Here is a 17,061-nt window from a genome sequence, read left to right as displayed (position 1 = left end):
TGGCCGTCAATGCGAAGCCGAGTTTGAGAGCGTGTTCATTATTACAACCCCCGCAACGATGAAACCTATGCCTATGACTGCCCAAGTGTCGAGAGTCATTTTGAATACAACAACACTCACAATCGCAGTAAGGATGATGCCTAGCCCGCCCCAAATGGCATAGGCGACCCCTAGCGGGATTACTTTTAGCGCTTGAGATAGAAAGAATAACGATGCGCCAAAGCATAGCGCCATAATCACCGTAGGCATGAGTTTCGTGAATTGCTCGGACTTCTGCAAGAACGAAGAAGCTGTGACTTCGCTAATGATTGCGAGAGCAAGAGCACCGTAGGCGATAAGTTGTGGTGACATTTTATTTCCTCGAGCTGGATTGGTTTGCGAACTATATTTCTAAATTTATTCTGTGTCTTGATGACAGAAGCGCCAGCTGGTTTGCCTTTATGGTGTTGGTGCCTAAAGAAGTGCTCTGCAACCAATTTTGCTTTTGTCAGAATATTTGAATGTACTTTCAGTTGATCGCTCCTGAGGCAGCCAATCTGTGTCAGCCAGCGGAAGATAATCGACTGGTGTCAATATTCCGGTTGAATGGCAGGTCGATATATGGGAACCGAGATACCACCGCGCGGATACGCTTCTGACGCGATCCTGGATCTCCCCAAAGCACCTCCACACTCTCTCCCAAGTTGGCGTGATCAATATCCATTATCCCTAGCGAAATCATTTTCTTATAGTAGTAGCTAAACATGCGGCCACTGGAAATTCCGATTATCTTATCGCCGCTCAGTATGTCATCCGCGAAATTTAGGGACATGTAACCTTGCCAGATTGGATTTGCTGCGAAATCCATAAACTGGATGTCGGCCCCATCACGAAATTGCGATGCATAAATCTCGATTACATCGTTTCGATCCCACTCCAGCGTAACAATCTTTCTTTTGGGATTGCGGGCTATGCACTCAAGAGCCTCTCTGCCTCTAAATGAGTGGTCGAATGTGATTAGGTGGCCTATACCTAGTTCATAAGGATTTGCATACCGTTTTGATATGTCTTGCCCGGCGCTTCCAGGCAACCGCGAGGAGTTGTTCATGGACTGATGACTTAGAAAATTCATGAACACGTCGTCCTCCGTCCATGCATGGAGGTAGTGGATAAATGATTGCGCAAAGCCACCCTCTGTATGATTTAAACCATAGCCCTGCATTCCGAGACGCTCAATCCCAAAATCCTCACCTGCTTTCATTATTGCCTTGTAAACAGTCTGGGCATCTCGGATATCTCCGTGCACCTCATAGGCAAGCGTTCGCGAAACACCGAGCCGATAAACTCTGATATCGATAGTGCGATCGGAGAGCTCCGCTATGCGGAGCCGGCTTGGGCGATGCCAGAGGAATTCAAGATCCCTGAGGTTTTCACCAGTCAACGCCTCTACCACCTCAAGCGATCGCGGCCCTGCTATTTGAAAAAGGAATGTGTCAGAGTCAACGTCTTGTGACTTGAGCCTGTAAGAAGAGGACTCAACCAAGTAATCGACGTAAGGCCCGTGGCCGATGAATTCAAACTCGTCCTCTGCGATTCGCAGAATCATTCCTTCAGCCATGGTATTGCCAAGTTCGTTGCACATTACGCCATGCTTGGATGCACCGATCGAGAACCGAGTGAAGTCGTTGATGCAAGCGTCCTGAATTAGGCGCATCGCATCCGGGCCCTTGATGCGTTTGCGGAAGTTCGGATTCAGCCCTGCATGAAGGTAGCAGCCGGTTTTCCATGACATGGACTCGTTCTTCCAGCCCGAAAACTCCCATGGGGTCAGGTGACCGTATGAGCTACTGTACAGCTCGACCGCAGGATCGAACGGCATGTAAGGAGAATGGGGTATAGGGTTATTTTTCATCAGGCCTCCGGCGTTAAGATACCATACGGTAGGTTTGTTTGTCGCTTAAGCGTACTGATTGCACCCGTGCACACTTAGTTCCTCTGATCGTGATCGGTACTTCTAGGGTAGCGGGACCGCGATTGAGATGACGCGTGAGGGCGCTCCCTTCATCTCTCCAGCCTATACTGGCTGCAGTCCACAACCTGATCAGCCGATGAGTAATATGGTAAGCCCCTACAAACGTAAGAAAGCACCGGAGTTAGTACGCCGTGCTCTGCTGGACAGCGCAGCACGCCTAGCAGTAGAGGGCGGGCTAGCAGCCGTAACCGTTCAAGCCGTATCGCAGGCTGCCGGGGTTACCAAGGGTGGTTTTTTGCACCATTTCCCTAGCAAGCAGTCACTCATTGCTTCTGTATTTCAAGAAATGCTAGAAGCCATCGACGAAATTCTTGATGCCAAAATTGCGACTGACACCGATCGCTACGGCACTTTCACACGTGCGTACGTTCAAGCTGTTTTTGAAACTGAGTCAAACGCCGAGAGCGGCCCCTGGGCAGCTCTTTCGATGACCTGGCTCACGGACTCTGGCCTGAGAGCATTGTGGGCAGACTGGTTTCAACAGCGTTTAAATCGCCATCGAGACACGGATAATGACATCTCGCTGACGGCTGTACGCATGGCTGCTGACGGGATTTGGCTTGCGGAACTCGCTGGTGTCGTCATCGAAGATCGTAATTTATTACACGCTCGACTGGTTGAATCCACGAGAGCAGGGAAATCCATTGTCCTATCTGAAGTGAATTGACCAAATAGCTTGTACGTAACGAAGTGAGCGCTTTTGGCACAGAGTGTGTAAAAACGCTCAGCCAGAATTGAAGTAGCGTCTACGTGAAATCTGGAATTTATCAGCACGTCAGCAGATACAAATTTCGCCCAGATTCGCGATTTTCAATCCGGTTTTGAGTACCTGTCGTGCTCAGAAACGTTTTTACACACCCTCGGCCGGAAGCGGTCTTTTGCAACGAGACCGCTTTTCGGCCAGCAACTGGCATCAGTTCTGGTGATTAGTTTCGGACACCCGGTTGAGAAGCCCCCACTAAATTGCAACTCAGCGCACCAGGCAGGGCTTCTTGTTATCGAAGGTCCAGCCGCTGATCAGGTACTGCATGGCCACGGCGTCGTTGCGCGCGCCCAGGCCCATGCCCTTGTAGCACTTGTGGGCCTTGGCCACGGCGTCCATGTCCAGCTCCACGCCGAGGCCCGGCTTCTGCGGCACTTTGACCAGCCCGCCTTCGATACGGAACGGCTCCTTGGTCAGGCGCTGGCCGTCCTGCCAGATCCAGTGGGTGTCGATGGCCGTGATCTTGCCCGGCGCGGCGGCAGCCACGTGGGTGAACATGGCCAGGGAGACGTCGAAGTGGTTGTTCGAGTGCGAGCCCCAGGTCAGGCCCCAGTCGTTGCACATCTGCGCCACGCGTACCGAACCCTGCATGGTCCAGAAGTGCGGGTCGGCCAGGGGAATGTCCACCGATTGCAGCTGGATCGCATGCCCCATCTGACGCCAGTCGGTGGCGATCATGTTGGTCGCGGTCGGCAGGCCGGTGGCACGGCGGAACTCGGCCATCACCTCACGGCCCGAGTAGCCATTCTCGGCGCCACAGGGGTCTTCGGCATAGGCGAGCACGTGATGCTGGTCGCGGCACAGGCGGATGGCTTCCTGCAGCGACCAGGCGCCGTTGGGGTCGAGGGTGATGCGTGCATCGGGGAAGCGTTCGGCCAGTGCGGTGACCGCTTCAATTTCCTCGTCGCCGCGCAGCACGCCACCCTTAAGTTTGAAGTCCTTGAAGCCATAACGCTCGTAGGCGGCCTCGGCGAGGCGCACCACGCCCTGGGCATCCAGCGCTTCTTCGTTGCGCACCTGGAACCAGGCGTTGTCGGCGTCCGCTTCCTGGCGATAGGGCAGGTCGGTTTTCTTGCGGTCGCCGACGTAGAACAGGTAACCGAGCATCTCCACGGCATCACGCTGCTGGCCTTCGCCAAGCAGGGCGGCGACCGGTACTTCCAGGTGCTGACCGAGCAGGTCGAGCAGGGCGGCCTCCACGGCGGTGACGGCGTGGATGGTGATGCGCAGGTCGAAGGTCTGCAGGCCACGGCCGCCGGAGTCGCGGTCGGCGAAGGTCTGGCGTACCTGGCCAAGCAGTTTCTGGTACTGGCCGATGGATTGGCCGACCAGCAGTTGGCGGGCATCTTCCAGCGTCTGGCGAATGGCTTCGCCACCCGGCACTTCACCGACGCCGATGTGGCCTGCGTTGTCACGCAGGATCAGCAGGTTACGGGTGAAGAAGGGGGCGTGGCCACCGCTCAGGTTGAGCAGCATGCTGTCGTGGCCGGCAACCGGGATGACCTCCAGTGAGGTGATGACCGGGGTGCCTGTTTGGGGGCTGGAAATCATAAGTCCTGTCCTCGCGATTAGCGCGTAGCTTCTGTAGTGGTACCGGTATCGTTGTTCTCAGGCTTGAGGCCCTTGAGCTCGAAACGTTTGATTTCTCCAACGATTACCAGATAGCTGAATGCTGCGACAAACGCGTTGGCGCCGATGAATACCAAAGCAAGTTTGAATGAGCCGGTGGCAGCGATGATGTAGCCAATTACAATTGGGGTCGTGATCGAGGCCAAGTTACCGATGGTGTTGAACAGCCCACCCGACAGGCCTGCAATCTGCTTGGGAGAGGTGTCAGAAACCACTGCCCAGCCCAAGGCTCCAACGCCCTTACCGAAGAAAGCCAGCGCCATAAAAGCTACGACCATCCAGTCGGTCTCGACGTAGTTACAGATGATCATGCTCATGGAAAGTAGCATGCCGGCCACGATCGGGGTCTTACGTGCCACGCTCAACGAGTTGCCACGACGCAACAGCGCATCAGAAATTACGCCACCGAGAACGCCACCAACGAAGCCACAAATGGCAGGAAGCGAAGCGATGATGCCAGCTTTGAGAATGGTCATCCCGCGCTCCTGTACGAGGTACACCGGGAACCAGGTCAGGAAGAAGTAAGTGAGCGTGGTGATGCAGTACTGACCAAGATAAACACCCGCCATCATGCGGTTCTTGAGGAGCTGCATGATGTAACCAAACTTGGGGCCTGAGTCCTGTTTCTTGCCTGCTGCGTCCAAGTCGACCAGACCGCCGTTTTCGGCGATGTACTGAATCTCGGCGGCATTGGCGAGAGGGTGATCCTTCGGGTTGTGGATCACGAACATCCACACGATCGAGAACACGATCCCCAGTGCGCCCATCACCACAAAGACATGCTGCCAGCCGAAGGTGTAGACGATCCAACCCATGAGCGGTGCAAATAGGACGGTTGCGAAGTATTGAGCCGAGTTGAAGATGGCGGATGCAGTACCACGCTCCTTGGTGGGGAACCAGGCGGCGACAATGCGTGCATTACCGGGGAACGAGGGTGCCTCGGCCAAGCCCACCATAAAGCGCAACAGGAACAGTACAGCCACTGCACTGGCGACGCCGAAGGCGCCGATATAGCCCTGTAAGAGCGTGAAGAGTGACCAGAGGAAAATGCTGCCGGCATAGACCCTTTTGGAGCCGAAACGATCTAGCAGCCATCCACCTGGAATTTGCCCGAGCACGTACGCCCAGCCAAAGGCAGAAAAAATGTAACCCAGCTCGATTGCATCGATACCCAGGTCTTTTTGAAGGCTGGAACCTGCGATTGAGATCGTCGCCCGGTCTGCGTAGTTGATCGTGGTCACCAGGAAAAGCATGAGCAGGATCAAATACCGGGCGCGAGTCTTCTTGACTGCTTGCATGAGAGAACTCCGACGTTTGTTTTTGTATAGTTCGGCGCTTCTGTCAACTGTTAGCGTTAACAGATAACGTTAACAGTCTATTCTGATAACGTTATCAGTCGCTATGGGGTGCATAGATTTTTTAAGGTGTAGTGGCGCGGCGCGATATAAAAAAAAAGCCTATTAGGCCTTTGGGGGGGGACAGGAAGGGTGGGCACCACTCAGTCGAGGGTGCATGGCGCTATTTACGTGGGCTGATCAGGTGCTTTCGCGCTCAACGATCTCGAAGCTGGTGTCGACCTGACTCTCACCGCTGCCACCCTCCAAGCGTCGAAGCAGGGCTTCAGCTACTTGGTAGCCCATTTCCTGAGCATTCACGCTGACGGTGGAAAGAGATGGGTAAGCAAACTGCCCGTTGGAGATGTTGCCAAAGCCAAGCACAGCAATGTCATCAGGCACTGTCATCTTTCGGCTGGCGGCTTCAGCCAGCACGCCGAGCGCGACGGTGTCCGAGCTGCAAATAACGATTTCAGGGCGCGCGCCCTCGTCGAGCAGCATTGTTAATCCCTTCCTGCCCACCTCCCAAGTGGCTTCCGAGGGAAAAATCTGTTGATGCACATCACTAACGTCCAGCTCGTTGAGGCGAGCGGTCAAACTGTGGCAGCGGCGCATTGCACGAGGGTCATCGATACCGACTACGGCCCAGCGTCGATAGCCTTTGGCATGGAAGTGGTCGGCTACTGAAACACCGACTTTCTCGTGGGAGAACCCAACTTGAGTGTCTAACAGCGCGTCGCTCAAATCCCAGGCCTCGACGACCGGAATTCGAAGCGAAGCGAGGCGAGAGCGGATGCTGGGGGTATGCAGCGTACCGGTCAGGACGATGCCGTCTGGCCGTCTGCCAAGAATCGCATCAAGAAGCAGCTCTTCGTTTTCAGGCGAGTATCCGGTGGGGCCTACGAGAGACTGATACCCGAATGCGGACAACCTGCTGATTATCGACTGCACGGCAATCGAATAGATCGAGTTGGCAATGGTCGGAAGCAAGATTGCAACGAGGCGGCTTTTGCGGGTTGCTAGAGCCCCGGCCATGATATTGGGTACGTAGCCCATAGAGCGAACAATTTCGAGGACGTGCTCGCGGGTTGCCTCGTTCACCAATTCAGGGCGCTGAATAGCGCGCGATACGGTCATTACAGAGACTCCCGCCCTAAGCGCCACATCCTTCACGGTTACCGGCGGCTCTCCAAGATTACCGTTGTCTCTACCTGATTTACGCGCCACTTCGCTCCCTTAACACCGCTGTGTACATCCGCATTATGAGGGGCTGTAAGACCTTTTACTATGTAAGTCATTCGAGGTTGCTGTAGATGATGTATCAGGACATGCAACGAGCGACACCCTGCAGACTTGGGGGCTACTGAGGAAAGCTGGTATGAACGTAACATAAACGTAATCGCTAACAGCGTGGTTTTGTTCCTCAGGCGATCTCCTGTTGCGTGAGGGTTGAACCCAGTAAGGTTCGAGTTTCGGGCGGGTTTACTCGGTCGATGAAGCGGGCTAATTGCTCGGCCGGCTCCCTCCGGGGGCGGATCAAGTATGTGGTCAGCGGCGCGGGGCAACCAGCAAGGGGCCTAGCAACAACGTCAGGATTATTGAGCTCAGTGATACGAGCCTGGCCGGAGAAACCAAGTCCGTATCCGGCAGCCACCAAGGCCATCATCAGATCCAAGGTAGGCACCTGATCAGCAATGGTTAGCTGGGTGTCCACTGTTGTCAGTATTCGTTGCAGCTGGTTCCAGAATCCTTCGCAGACCTTGGGATCACAGAGCACTAATGGGTATCGCACGACCTCTTCTAATGGAATGCGCTTGTAGGTCAGCAACGGGTGACGAGAGGGTACTGTCACAACCACAGGATCGAACCACACTGGCTCGGCAATTAGCCTCTCACCGACCTCTTCGTACTGCGCCAAGCCCACGTCAAAAAGTCCGTCATCGAGTCCTTTGAGCTGCTCGCTGACAGCGACTTCGGACAGACAGATCTCAACCTCTGGCTCCTCCTCGCGGCACTGCGCCAACAGTGCCGCGAGTCGGGTCTGGGGGATACCGTCAGACAGTGCAACGCGAATTCGGCCTCGAAAACCCGCCGCTGCACTTTTGACGCTAGCCTGAGCCTGCTCGACAACTGCAAAAATGCGTCGAGCCTCTTCGAGTAATACTTCTCCAGCCCAGGTCAGCCGCGTGCGACGTGTCGTACGCTCGAACAGCTGCACGCCAAGGCGATACTCCAACTCCTTGATGATCCTAGAGAGTGGAGACTGCTCGATGTGCAGACGCGCGGCTGCGCGAGCGAAGTGCAATTCCTCTGCGACGGCGATGAAACAGCGAAGATGGCGCAGCTCCACGGCCAAACCTCCTTTATGGTTTATCAGCTTTGATGAGGGGGCACGCCGACCACGGCACTGTTGCGCCGACGTAGATTGATGATTTGCAGCAGGGCGCCCAAGCTGGCTACCGCACCGGCGCATGCGGCCAGCGTCCAGGTTGGCATTTGCAGGAGCAATACAAAGCCGCCTGCTGCTGCGCCAATCGCGCTGCCGAGATATAACGCTGACTCATTCAGAGCAATCGCGAGGTTGTCATCGCCGTGTGCTTGGCGCGCCAGAATGAGCTCATTGTTTTGCGGCACTTGCAGGGCCCAGCCGACTGCCCCCCATATGACAATTGGCAGCATCACCAGCCAGGAACTCAGCGCGGCCGCGAAGGGGAGCGCAAACAGCGAGACAGCCAGGATCACCATGATGGCAAAGGTGAGCAATGAACCTTTGAAACGGTCGACTAGCGGTCCGACCAGGAAGCTGCCTAATACACCACCGATTCCCCATACCCACAGATAGGCCGTGATTGAACTAACTGCCCCGTAGTTCGGGTCAGCCAGCAACGGTGCGATGAAGGTGTACATGCCCAGACTAGCAATGGCCGCCAGCAGCGAAACCAGCAAGATGACTGCCACGTGGCCATCTCCCAGGATCGCGAACTTCTGACTCAAGGAACTGGATGCTGCCGCGGGCAGGGCAGGGAGTTTCAGTAGCAAGCCGATGAAAGCGATTAGTCCAAGAACGCTGACCAGCCAGAGCGCGGCTTCCCATCCCAGTCGTTCGGCGATGAGCAGGCTGAGGGGGACGCCGAGCACGACGCCGCTTGCCATACCACCCATGATGATGGCGATGGCCTTACCGCGCCGCTCCGGAGTGGAGACTGCTGCGGCCGCCCCAATCCCCATTGCTAGGTAGACGCCTGCGCCGATCCCCGCAACCGCGCGCCAGATCATCAGCACGGTGAAATTCTCAGACAGCGCGCTTGCTACGTTAGCGATCACAAAAATGCCCAGTGCAACCAACAGGCCGGTGCGTTGGCGGTGTGGTGGCGTCAACGCCACAAATATCGGTGAGCCTAGGCCGTAAGCCAGGGTAAACGCCGTGACCAACTGGGCCGCAACCGCAACGGAGACCGCAAAGGAATCCTCGATCATCGGGATCAAGCCGGCGGTGACATAGGAAGCCATTCCGAGGGCGAAAGCCCCCAAGGCGATGAGATAAATGGGTGACTGGTTCGGAGTAGGCATACTCATACTCGATAGCGCCACGTGGCGCACTTGGACTGAAAAGGAGTGGCTACGGCCCCGTCCAGAGCCGTAACCGGTTCGGCGCTAAAGTTCGAGGCTGACCTCGTACTCGGTTAGCCAGGTATTGAGGCCGACCGCCAGCTCCATGCCCATGCGTTCGTACATGGGAGAGATGGTGCCTAGCGGCTTGGCCAACGCTCTCTGAACCTGCGCATCGTCAAGCAGCGGCGTCACCGGTGCGTTGCGGTTAGCGTGAACAGCGGCGAGCGCTTCACGAAGCGCCCGTTCATAAGCAGGGTCTTGAGTTGAGGGATAGGGGCTCTTAACGCGATCGCTGATTGATGCGGGCAGCAGGTCGCGTGTCGCAGCACGCAAAATGCTCTTTTCTCGACCATCGAAGGCTTTCATCGCCCAAGGGATGTTGAAGGCATACTCCACGAGACGGTGATCACAGAAGGGCACCCTTACCTCAAGGCCGACGGCCATGCTCATACGGTCCTTTCGGTCGAGCAGGGTCTGTACGAACCGGGTCAGGTTTACGTAGCTCATCTGTCTCATGCGTACGTCCTGCGCGCTTTCCCCGGGTAGTACCGGGGCTTCTGCGATAGCCTGGGCGTAGCTGTCACGCAGGAAACTCCCCATGTCCAGACGGTGCAGAAGGCTTGGGTCGAACAAGGGTTTGCCGTCAAAGTACTTGCCGGTCACCGAAGTCAGCCAAGGGAATGTGTCCGCCTGAATAGCTTCTGGGTCGTGAAACCAGCGATAGCCGCCGAATACCTCGTCTGCACTCTCACCAGAGAGAGCAACGGTCGAGTGCTTGCGGACCTCCTCGAATAGCCGGTAGAGCGACGGCCACATGTCACCCCAGAAAGCTGGCGGCAGATCTAATGCCCTGACAATCTGAGCGCGTAACGCTGGATCGGCCAACTCGCCACTGTTGAGGATGATCTCCTGATGGCTGGAATGAATCTTCTCTACCAAGTCGCGCACAAAAGGCGCATCGGGTGTGCCGCGTACCGCATCGCCAGTGAAGCCGTTGGCATGCTCGGTGAAGTCGACAGAGAAAGAGCGGATGTTCTCTTTTCCGGCAGCCTGAAGTTTTTTGGAGGCCAGTGCAGTGATGATTGACGAGTCGAGCCCGCCGGACAGCAGGCTGCACAGTGGTACGTCAGCGACGATCTGGTTGTCGATGATGTCTTCGAGTAAGTCACGGGTATGGCGAATGGTGCTGTCCAGCGAATCGCTGTGCTCGCGCGCTTCCAGTTTCCAGTATTGGCGTCGGCTCAGACCCTGTCGGTTAACGCGCACGATCTCGCCTGGCAAAACTTCACGCATACCGTCAAAGACGGCGTGACCTGGCGTCTTTACCATTTCCAATATCTCGCGCAGGCCATCTGCACGCACTTTGCGTGGTACGAGCGGATTGGCGAGCAATGCCTTCGGTTCAGAGCCGAAGATAACGCCATCCTGGGTCGGGTAGTAATACAAAGGCTTGACGCCCATCCGGTCCCGAATCAGCAGCAGCTCCTGCGTACGCCGATCCCAGATGGCAAATGCATACATGCCGTTGAGTCGCTCGACGAAGGCTTCGCCCCATTCGACGTATGCCCGTAGTACTACCTCCGTATCACTGACACTTTCGAAGCGATGTCCAAGGCGTTGCAACTCCGCGCGTAGCACGCGGTAGTTGTAGGCCTCGCCACTGTAAGTGATGGCGGCTACTTCATGGGGACCACCATGGATCGCTACCATCGGCTGGCGACCACCTTCCAGATCAATGACTGACAAACGGCGGTGACCAAGGCCTACTGGCCCGTCGATCCATAGCCCACGGGCATCCGGACCGCGTCGGGCCATTGTGTCGGTCATGCGTTGTAGGGTGATCCGCTGTGTTTCCATGTTTTGACCGTACGAAAGCCAACCTGCTATTCCACACATCGTCTTGCTCCTTGAAAATACGTTCAGCCAAGAATTTCGAGGTTGCTGTCTTCCGCCAGCAACGCGCGTTTACCGCCGCGGACATAACGGGCCGGCGGAGCCGTTTTCGCTTCGATTTCTATGGTGTTGAGCAAGCGCTGGAGAGCCAGGGCGGTGCTCAAATCTGCAAAGCCTTGTCGCGGAGGTTCCTTCATGCTCACAGCGCGCACGGCTTGCAGACACAACCTCGACAGCTTGTGCAGGGTCTCCAGTCCCGGCGTGTCGGGAGCGGTGGTGAACGCGTGCAGAAGAGCTTCAGATCCGTCGGCATTACGCGTCCAGATTCGTAATTGGTCGTGATCCCAGCACGGTGTGTCGAGCACCAGCCGCGCATGGATCAATTGCGAGCGGTGGTCCACGAAACTGAAATCCACGGTTCGTTGGCGGACGATATTTACGAAGCTGCTGAAGCCTGTAACCCGCGCCTCGCCCATGCTTGAAATGAGCTGCACGCTGTCGAGCACATTGGTGCCCGAGATTGAAAAGTCGGAGCGCACGCCCTGTATTCCGTGCAACTCCACCTGGCCGGCACGGGGGGAAATCCAACTGAGCAGATCCAGCGCATGGATCGCTTCGCTGATTACGCCGCAGGTAGGCCGGTAGTCATTGATGCGATCTTTGCCCCAGTGAAAGCTGGCCCGAACCAGTTCCCAGTTGTGCCGCTCGACCCACTCTCTTAGTTGCCGGCAGGCGTCCGAATAACGTTCAACCAGGTCTAGGGCGAAGCCGCTGACATCTCGCATCGCATCTGAAATCGCATCTAGGTCGTCATCGGGTGTCGCCAGCGGTTTCTCGCAAATGACGAATCCCTGGTATCCGGCCAACTGCTGCAAAACCGAGGCATGGCTGTGATCGTTAACGCTGACCACCACGATCTCTGGGGAAAAGTCGGTCACCGCTCGACTGACGCAGTCGTAGTAGGGCAGGTCGGCTGTTCTTTTCTGGCGACTGATATACGCCAACCTCAGCGGTATACCTGTGCTGGTGGCGATGTGTTCGAAGGCTCGGCGGTAGCGGTTGCCGGCGTAGCCTAAACCTATGATCAGGATCTTCATGGCAAGGTCTCCTGTCGGATCATCAGGCTCTCGTCACTCCTGATAAAACCCAGATCCTGGTACAGGGAGTCAGCGACCTTGGTGCTTTGCAGTGCCACTGCCGTAACGCCACGGTTGGCAAACCACCGGAGCAGGTGCTGCATCATCTGCCGAGCAATACCGAGATTGCGCCACTGAGACTCGACCACCACCGATTGCACCCAACCGGACAAGCCATTGAGGCAGCTGGGGGCAGGTGCACGCTGGTCAATGATGGCCGTCGCGCAGCCCAGTACCTGGCCGGACAGCTTATGTTCAGCCGCTACTATCTGGACGCTATCGCTCTCGCTCAAATGGCTGATAAGCCAGCTACGATAGGCCGCCCGCCAGCGCGTTGAGTCTTCAGGTGTTTTGCTCGAGTAGCTTGCGTTGGTTCCTTCAATGAGCTGCGCACGCAGCTCCACTAAACAGGCCAGATCGGCCGTGCTAGCAGGTCTCACGATGAAAAGAGGCTGTTGCATGTCAGGCCACCTCCGTACCAAAGGCCTGCGATGCCAGGGGAATGGTGAAATGATCGAAGGTCTCGCGAAGCGAAATGGCTAGATGCTCGATCTGTTCTTCGCTGTGATTGGGTGTCGCATTGACGCGGAAGCGTTCAGTGCCGACCGGCACAGAGGGAAAGTTGATCGGCTGTAGGTAAACACCATGCTTGCGCAGCAGGCGTTCCGCCGCTCCCTTGCACCGTGTTGCTTCGCCAACCAACACCGGGAGCACATGCGTTTGTGAACACGGCATCACCGGTATGTCGTAGTGCTTGAGACGCTCACGTAGCAAGGCAGTTTGGGCGTGCAGGCGTTCACGCTCCGCGCTACTTGCCTTAAGGTGTTCCACACTCGCCAAGCAGCCAGCGGTGACTGCGGGCGGTAGCGAGGTGGTGAAGATGAAGCCGGTAGCAAACGAGCGAACTGAATCAATGATGATTTGGCTGGCAGCTATGTAGCCACCGATGACGCCTATGGCTTTGGCCATTGTGCCCTGGATGACATCAACCTGATCCGCCACGCCAAGTTCAGCGGCAACCCCGGCACCTCGTGGCCCATACATGCCCACCGCGTGCACTTCATCTAGATAGGTAAGGGCGTTATGACGTTTGGCGACACTGATAATCTCGGCGATGGGAGCAATGTCGCCATCCATTGAGTACACCGACTCGAACACCACGATTTTCGGCCGATTCGATGGGTAACCGGCAAGGATCAACTCAAGATCTTCTATATCGTTGTGGCGAAAGATTTTGCGTTCGTTGGGTGTCGAGCGAATGCCGTTGACGATAGAGGCGTGATTTAGCTCATCGCTGATCACGACGCAGTCCGGAATGCGCCGCAGTAAACATTGAAGCGTCGCGTCGTTGGATCCGAAACCGGTGGGAAATACCAGCGCAGCTTCCTTTCCGTGCCATTCAGCCAGATTGGCTTCTAGGCGGGCATACAAATCGTGGGATCCGCCAATATTGCGTGAGCCACCTGAACCAGCCCCGTAGGCATCTAATGCCTTGTGCATCTGTCCGCGCACGGCAGGGTGCTGGGACATCCCGAGGTAGTCGTTGCTGCACCAAACCACCACGGGTTCCTGGCTGCCATCCTCAAGACGGGCAAGTGGATATTGACCGCAAATGCGACTGAGCGTCGTGAAGGTGCGGTATTGGTTCGATGACTTTAGGGTCTCAAGTTGTTGTTGAAGAAGTGCCTGGTACATCCGTATATCTCCTTAGCAAGTAATGCCCGTCGACGTGCGTTTCCTCATCAAGCAAAAGCCCCTAGCTCGAGTTAATGCGGCCAGGTCGAGGTATTCTTCTTCGGATTTATGGGGGTTACAATTTGACTGTTTATGCTATTACTGGAGGTAACCGGATGAGCGCACCCCGCACCCTTGAGCGCACGCGACTTGAATTGGCCGAGTTTCTTCGCAGCAGGCGTGAACGGTTGTCGCCAGCAGATGTTGGATTGAGTGCCGGCGGGCGCAGGCGGACACCTGGTTTGCGCCGTGAAGAAGTGGCCGCTTTAGCGGGAGTGGGTTTGTCCTGGTATACCTGGCTGGAGCAGGGGCGAGACATCAGCGTGTCAGCTACTTTCCTGGACAACCTATCGCGTACGCTCAAGCTAGATGCCACCGAGCGGCGTCACCTGTTCTTGTTAGCGCACCAGCGCCTACCGCCGGAACCTGGGCGCACTTGGTGTGTGGTTCCGCCGTTGATCCACAGGCTGATGTCCGACCTACCCTCTCGGCCTGCTTACGTGCTTAACCTGCGCTGGGATGTGCTGGCGTGGAACGGTGCCGCAGATCGGGTATTCGATCTGTCATGCCATCCTGCCGAACAGCGCAACCTCCTTTGGTTGTTGTTCACCTGTCCTGCCATGCGTGAACTGTTTCAGCCGTGGGATCAACAGGCGCTCCAGATGCTGTCCAGTTTTCGCCGCGACTTCGTTCGTGCCACTCAAGATGCGGACATCGTAGCACTGGTCAAAAAACTGGAAAAAGTTTCTCCCGATTTCAAGTCGTGGTGGCGGCAACAGGATATTCACGGACCCTGTCAGGGCATTCGTTACCTGACGATCCAGGGCGTGGGTGAGGTGGAGTTTGAGCACACCACACTCACCATCGATGAAGACAGACACCTACGCCTGGTTTACTACGCAGCAAAGGAAGGTGAGCCCCAAAGCAATGTTTTTGAACAGTGGCTGAAGGAAAAGACTGCCCACTCCTCAGTAGCCTTAGCCGATAGCGGGGCCACGCTGGCGGCCGATCTGCCATGACACGCTGTTGCCTCGCATCACTGCTGATAAGTTCTGGCCGAGGCGCTTGTCGATTACAGGCTTCCATGGCACCAGGCAGAAGCCCGCGCCGTCCTCTAGCAGCGCGTAGCGGCCACTGGCTAACTGCAGGCTGCGCCGGTAAACGCCACTAACACGTTCACCGTCGACTGGGACGCGATACCGTAAACCGGTGTTCTTTGATACCTCATGTGCGGCCGCAGTCAGCTCCCGGTCGCGTAACGTGGCGAGCAGGTTGCGAGTAAGCATCAAGCGCTGCCCCTCGCGCTTTGCGAGTCCCTGTTCAACCAGGAAGTCAGAGCGCCGTTCAAGAGCATCCCGCACTTCCTTTCCGAACCCGGTTGATGCGATATCTTGCCGACGGCTGAGCAGTTGCTCATCGAGCCAGGTGGCTCCGACAGCGCGCAACTGCCGCTCGATAGGCAGTGGTGTACGCAGTTCAACGGCTGTGCCCCCTGCGACGGATTTGTCGTACTGATGGCCGCGTTCAGGCAAGTCTTTAGGCACCTGCCACAGCCCCTCGCCAACGCGCTGTGCGACACCAGCCCGACACAGGGCTTCCAGACGCCTAACATGCCGCTCGACTATCGCGTCTGGATCTTGCGAGTGGTTACCTCCGGTCCGAATCAAGGCTCGGTGATGTTCTGCGCTGTAAACACCTGCTTGGGCCAATTGGCTAATGGAGGAGTCGATTGCTCGGGGTTCGCTGAGAGTGCGAGTCTGCACCACTGCGCCGATTGGATACGTGGCCAACTCCTCACGTGGAGGGAGCTGGAGATAGTGGGCCTTGCCGTCCAGCCCATCGACGATCAGGTAGCCACGGTCGTTGAGCTCGTCTGCTAATCCTTTGGCTACGACCCGGCCCGTAACCTCGTGACTGCCTACGCCGGGTTGAAATACGGACAGCTCGCGGGTGATGCCACTCATGGCACGCTGCATCGTTCGAACAATATCGCCGCGTTCGCCCATTGCGCGTAGCGTGCGTTGCGCGTCCTGGTGCAGCACCCATTTCGTATTACCGCTCTGGTGTGCCAAACCCAGTTGCTCAAGGTGCTGCAAACGGCCTAGCAACATCTGTCGATTGCCATGACCGGCTAACGCCTTAATCGGCAAGACCCCAGCCTGGCACTCACGAGTGATCATGCGATCCAGACTCGTCCAGCGATCCTGTGTCACCTCGCGCTGCAGTCCACGCTGAATTTCCAGTTCAGTCCGAGGGCCAAGCCATTCCGTCGCGAGCTCAGCAGCTCGGTTGCGCATGCCTGTTGCGATGTAATCGCGGGCGATTACCAGATCCTTACCTGTGTCGTCCTTACCACGTAGGACGATGTGCGTATGGGGGTTATCTGTGTTCCAGTGGTCGACGGCTACCCATTCAAGGCGGGTGCCTAAGTCGGCTTCCACCCGGCTCATCAGATGGCGGGTGTAGGTGCGCAAGTCGTCAAGCTGTTCAGCATCCTCCGCAGAGACGATGAAGCGGAATTGATGCCGGTCGTCTCGGCCTCTTATCTCGAATGCTTCAAGGTCGGCCAGATCCGTTTGTGGGCCATAAGCCTGGCCCGGATCACCCTCGCGACTCACACCGTCGCGCTCGATGTAGCGCAAGTGGCTCCGAGTAGAATGCTTGCCTACGCGCTGCAAATTTACCAACCGGGTCTTGATGGCTACGCGGCGAGCCAGGGGCGATAGCTGCTGAGCGCTGAAACGCGCAGCAACATGACCTCGACCAAGCCGAGCGCCCGGCTGGTGGCCAGATTTACCGCCACTGCCGAACCCGGCTTTATTTGTTTGTCGCAGTACCTGATTAATGAAGCGCTGATCCCCTTGTTTGACCTTTCCTGGTCGCAGGCGAAAGCGCGCCTCATGGTTTTCTCCTACTTCTTTTTCCATCCTGAAGGATCCTCCAGAGTGA

14 protein-coding genes are annotated in these 17,061 nt (G+C 56.6%); 2 read left to right on the top strand and 12 right to left on the bottom strand.

Going from position 1 to position 17,061, the window contains the following annotated elements:
• Positions 1-6: 6 nt before the first annotated feature.
• Both FHR27_RS08735 and FHR27_RS08730 read right to left on the bottom strand, forming a co-directional pair.
• The gene (locus FHR27_RS08735; protein ID WP_179538366.1) at positions 7-351 is read right to left on the bottom strand and encodes a DMT family transporter; all 345 of its coding nucleotides are present in this window, start codon (positions 349-351) and stop codon (positions 7-9) included.
• A gap of 190 nt (positions 352-541) precedes the next feature.
• Positions 542-1,891, bottom strand: a complete 1,350-nt coding sequence (locus tag FHR27_RS08730) for a hypothetical protein (RefSeq protein WP_218878468.1) — start codon at positions 1,889-1,891, stop codon at positions 542-544.
• 196 nt (positions 1,892-2,087) lie between these two features.
• Between FHR27_RS08730 and FHR27_RS08725 the strand changes: the two genes are divergently transcribed.
• The gene (locus FHR27_RS08725) at positions 2,088-2,678 is read left to right on the top strand and encodes a TetR/AcrR family transcriptional regulator (protein ID WP_218878467.1); all 591 of its coding nucleotides are present in this window, start codon (positions 2,088-2,090) and stop codon (positions 2,676-2,678) included.
• A gap of 303 nt (positions 2,679-2,981) precedes the next feature.
• Here the strand turns inward: FHR27_RS08725 and gudD are convergent, their stop codons facing one another.
• From gudD to hemA, 9 genes are all read right to left on the bottom strand, one after another.
• A complete protein-coding gene (gudD, locus tag FHR27_RS08720; RefSeq protein ID WP_179538365.1) occupies positions 2,982-4,325 on the bottom strand; it encodes a glucarate dehydratase in 1,344 nt (447 codons plus the stop codon).
• Positions 4,326-4,342: 17 nt separating this feature from the next.
• Positions 4,343-5,701: an MFS transporter gene (locus tag FHR27_RS08715; protein WP_179538364.1), complete on the bottom strand. Its 1,359-nt coding sequence runs from the start codon at positions 5,699-5,701 to the stop codon at positions 4,343-4,345.
• Between the two features lie 237 nt (positions 5,702-5,938).
• Positions 5,939-6,964 carry a LacI family DNA-binding transcriptional regulator gene (locus tag FHR27_RS08710; protein ID WP_179538363.1) on the bottom strand — a complete coding sequence of 342 codons (1,026 nt, stop codon included), beginning with the start codon at positions 6,962-6,964 and terminating at the stop codon, positions 5,939-5,941.
• 196 nt (positions 6,965-7,160) lie between these two features.
• Complete coding sequence (locus FHR27_RS08705; protein ID WP_179538362.1) at positions 7,161-8,087, bottom strand: LysR family transcriptional regulator; 927 nt, start codon at positions 8,085-8,087, stop codon at positions 7,161-7,163.
• A gap of 23 nt (positions 8,088-8,110) precedes the next feature.
• Positions 8,111-9,307 (bottom strand): MFS transporter, encoded by a 1,197-nt coding sequence (locus tag FHR27_RS08700; protein WP_179538361.1) that lies wholly within the window; start codon positions 9,305-9,307, stop codon positions 8,111-8,113.
• Positions 9,308-9,391: 84 nt separating this feature from the next.
• On the bottom strand, positions 9,392-11,245 hold the full coding sequence (gene asnB / locus FHR27_RS08695) for an asparagine synthase (glutamine-hydrolyzing) (protein WP_179538360.1): 1,854 nt from the start codon (positions 11,243-11,245) through the stop codon (positions 9,392-9,394).
• A gap of 23 nt (positions 11,246-11,268) precedes the next feature.
• A complete protein-coding gene (locus tag FHR27_RS08690; protein ID WP_179538359.1) occupies positions 11,269-12,339 on the bottom strand; it encodes a Gfo/Idh/MocA family oxidoreductase in 1,071 nt (356 codons plus the stop codon).
• Positions 12,336-12,839: a GNAT family N-acetyltransferase gene (locus FHR27_RS08685; RefSeq protein WP_179538358.1), complete on the bottom strand. Its 504-nt coding sequence runs from the start codon at positions 12,837-12,839 to the stop codon at positions 12,336-12,338. The genes FHR27_RS08690 and FHR27_RS08685 overlap by 4 nt, the downstream gene beginning before the upstream one ends.
• A 1-nt stretch (position 12,840) precedes the next feature.
• Positions 12,841-14,073, bottom strand: coding sequence for a 5-aminolevulinate synthase (hemA, locus tag FHR27_RS08680; protein ID WP_179538357.1), 1,233 nt, complete (start codon positions 14,071-14,073; stop codon positions 12,841-12,843).
• Between the two features lie 155 nt (positions 14,074-14,228).
• Here hemA and FHR27_RS08675 point away from each other — a divergent pair, with 155 nt between their 5' ends.
• The gene (locus FHR27_RS08675) at positions 14,229-15,131 is read left to right on the top strand and encodes a helix-turn-helix transcriptional regulator (RefSeq protein ID WP_179538356.1); all 903 of its coding nucleotides are present in this window, start codon (positions 14,229-14,231) and stop codon (positions 15,129-15,131) included.
• Here FHR27_RS08675 and FHR27_RS08670 read toward each other — a convergent pair.
• Positions 15,090-17,039 (bottom strand): relaxase/mobilization nuclease and DUF3363 domain-containing protein, encoded by a 1,950-nt coding sequence (locus FHR27_RS08670; protein ID WP_179538355.1) that lies wholly within the window; start codon positions 17,037-17,039, stop codon positions 15,090-15,092. The genes FHR27_RS08675 and FHR27_RS08670 overlap by 42 nt on opposite strands.
• Positions 17,040-17,061: the final 22 nt, after the last annotated feature.

The organism is Pseudomonas flavescens, assembly GCF_013408425.1.
Taxonomy (GTDB): domain Bacteria; phylum Pseudomonadota; class Gammaproteobacteria; order Pseudomonadales; family Pseudomonadaceae; genus Aquipseudomonas; species Aquipseudomonas fulva_A.
This window is presented reverse-complemented; position numbering and strand designations above follow the sequence as displayed.

What these genes read in the sequence shown, in the direction of transcription:
- asnB (WP_179538360.1), bottom strand. Translation starts at nt 11,245, where the DNA reads ATGTGTGGAATAGCAGGTTGGCTTTCGTACGGTCAAAACATGGAAACA.
- FHR27_RS08700 (WP_179538361.1), bottom strand. Translation starts at nt 9,307, where the DNA reads ATGCCTACTCCGAACCAGTCACCCATTTATCTCATCGCCTTGGGGGCT.
- FHR27_RS08690 (WP_179538359.1), bottom strand. Translation starts at nt 12,339, where the DNA reads ATGAAGATCCTGATCATAGGTTTAGGCTACGCCGGCAACCGCTACCGC.
- gudD (WP_179538365.1), bottom strand. Translation starts at nt 4,325, where the DNA reads ATGATTTCCAGCCCCCAAACAGGCACCCCGGTCATCACCTCACTGGAG.
- FHR27_RS08730 (WP_218878468.1), bottom strand. Translation starts at nt 1,891, where the DNA reads ATGAAAAATAACCCTATACCCCATTCTCCTTACATGCCGTTCGATCCT.
- FHR27_RS08715 (WP_179538364.1), bottom strand. Translation starts at nt 5,701, where the DNA reads ATGCAAGCAGTCAAGAAGACTCGCGCCCGGTATTTGATCCTGCTCATG.
- hemA (WP_179538357.1), bottom strand. Translation starts at nt 14,073, where the DNA reads ATGTACCAGGCACTTCTTCAACAACAACTTGAGACCCTAAAGTCATCG.
- FHR27_RS08670 (WP_179538355.1), bottom strand. Translation starts at nt 17,039, where the DNA reads ATGGAAAAAGAAGTAGGAGAAAACCATGAGGCGCGCTTTCGCCTGCGA.
- FHR27_RS08735 (WP_179538366.1), bottom strand. Translation starts at nt 351, where the DNA reads ATGTCACCACAACTTATCGCCTACGGTGCTCTTGCTCTCGCAATCATT.
- FHR27_RS08725 (WP_218878467.1), top strand. Translation starts at nt 2,088, where the DNA reads ATGAGTAATATGGTAAGCCCCTACAAACGTAAGAAAGCACCGGAGTTA.
- FHR27_RS08685 (WP_179538358.1), bottom strand. Translation starts at nt 12,839, where the DNA reads ATGCAACAGCCTCTTTTCATCGTGAGACCTGCTAGCACGGCCGATCTG.
- FHR27_RS08675 (WP_179538356.1), top strand. Translation starts at nt 14,229, where the DNA reads ATGAGCGCACCCCGCACCCTTGAGCGCACGCGACTTGAATTGGCCGAG.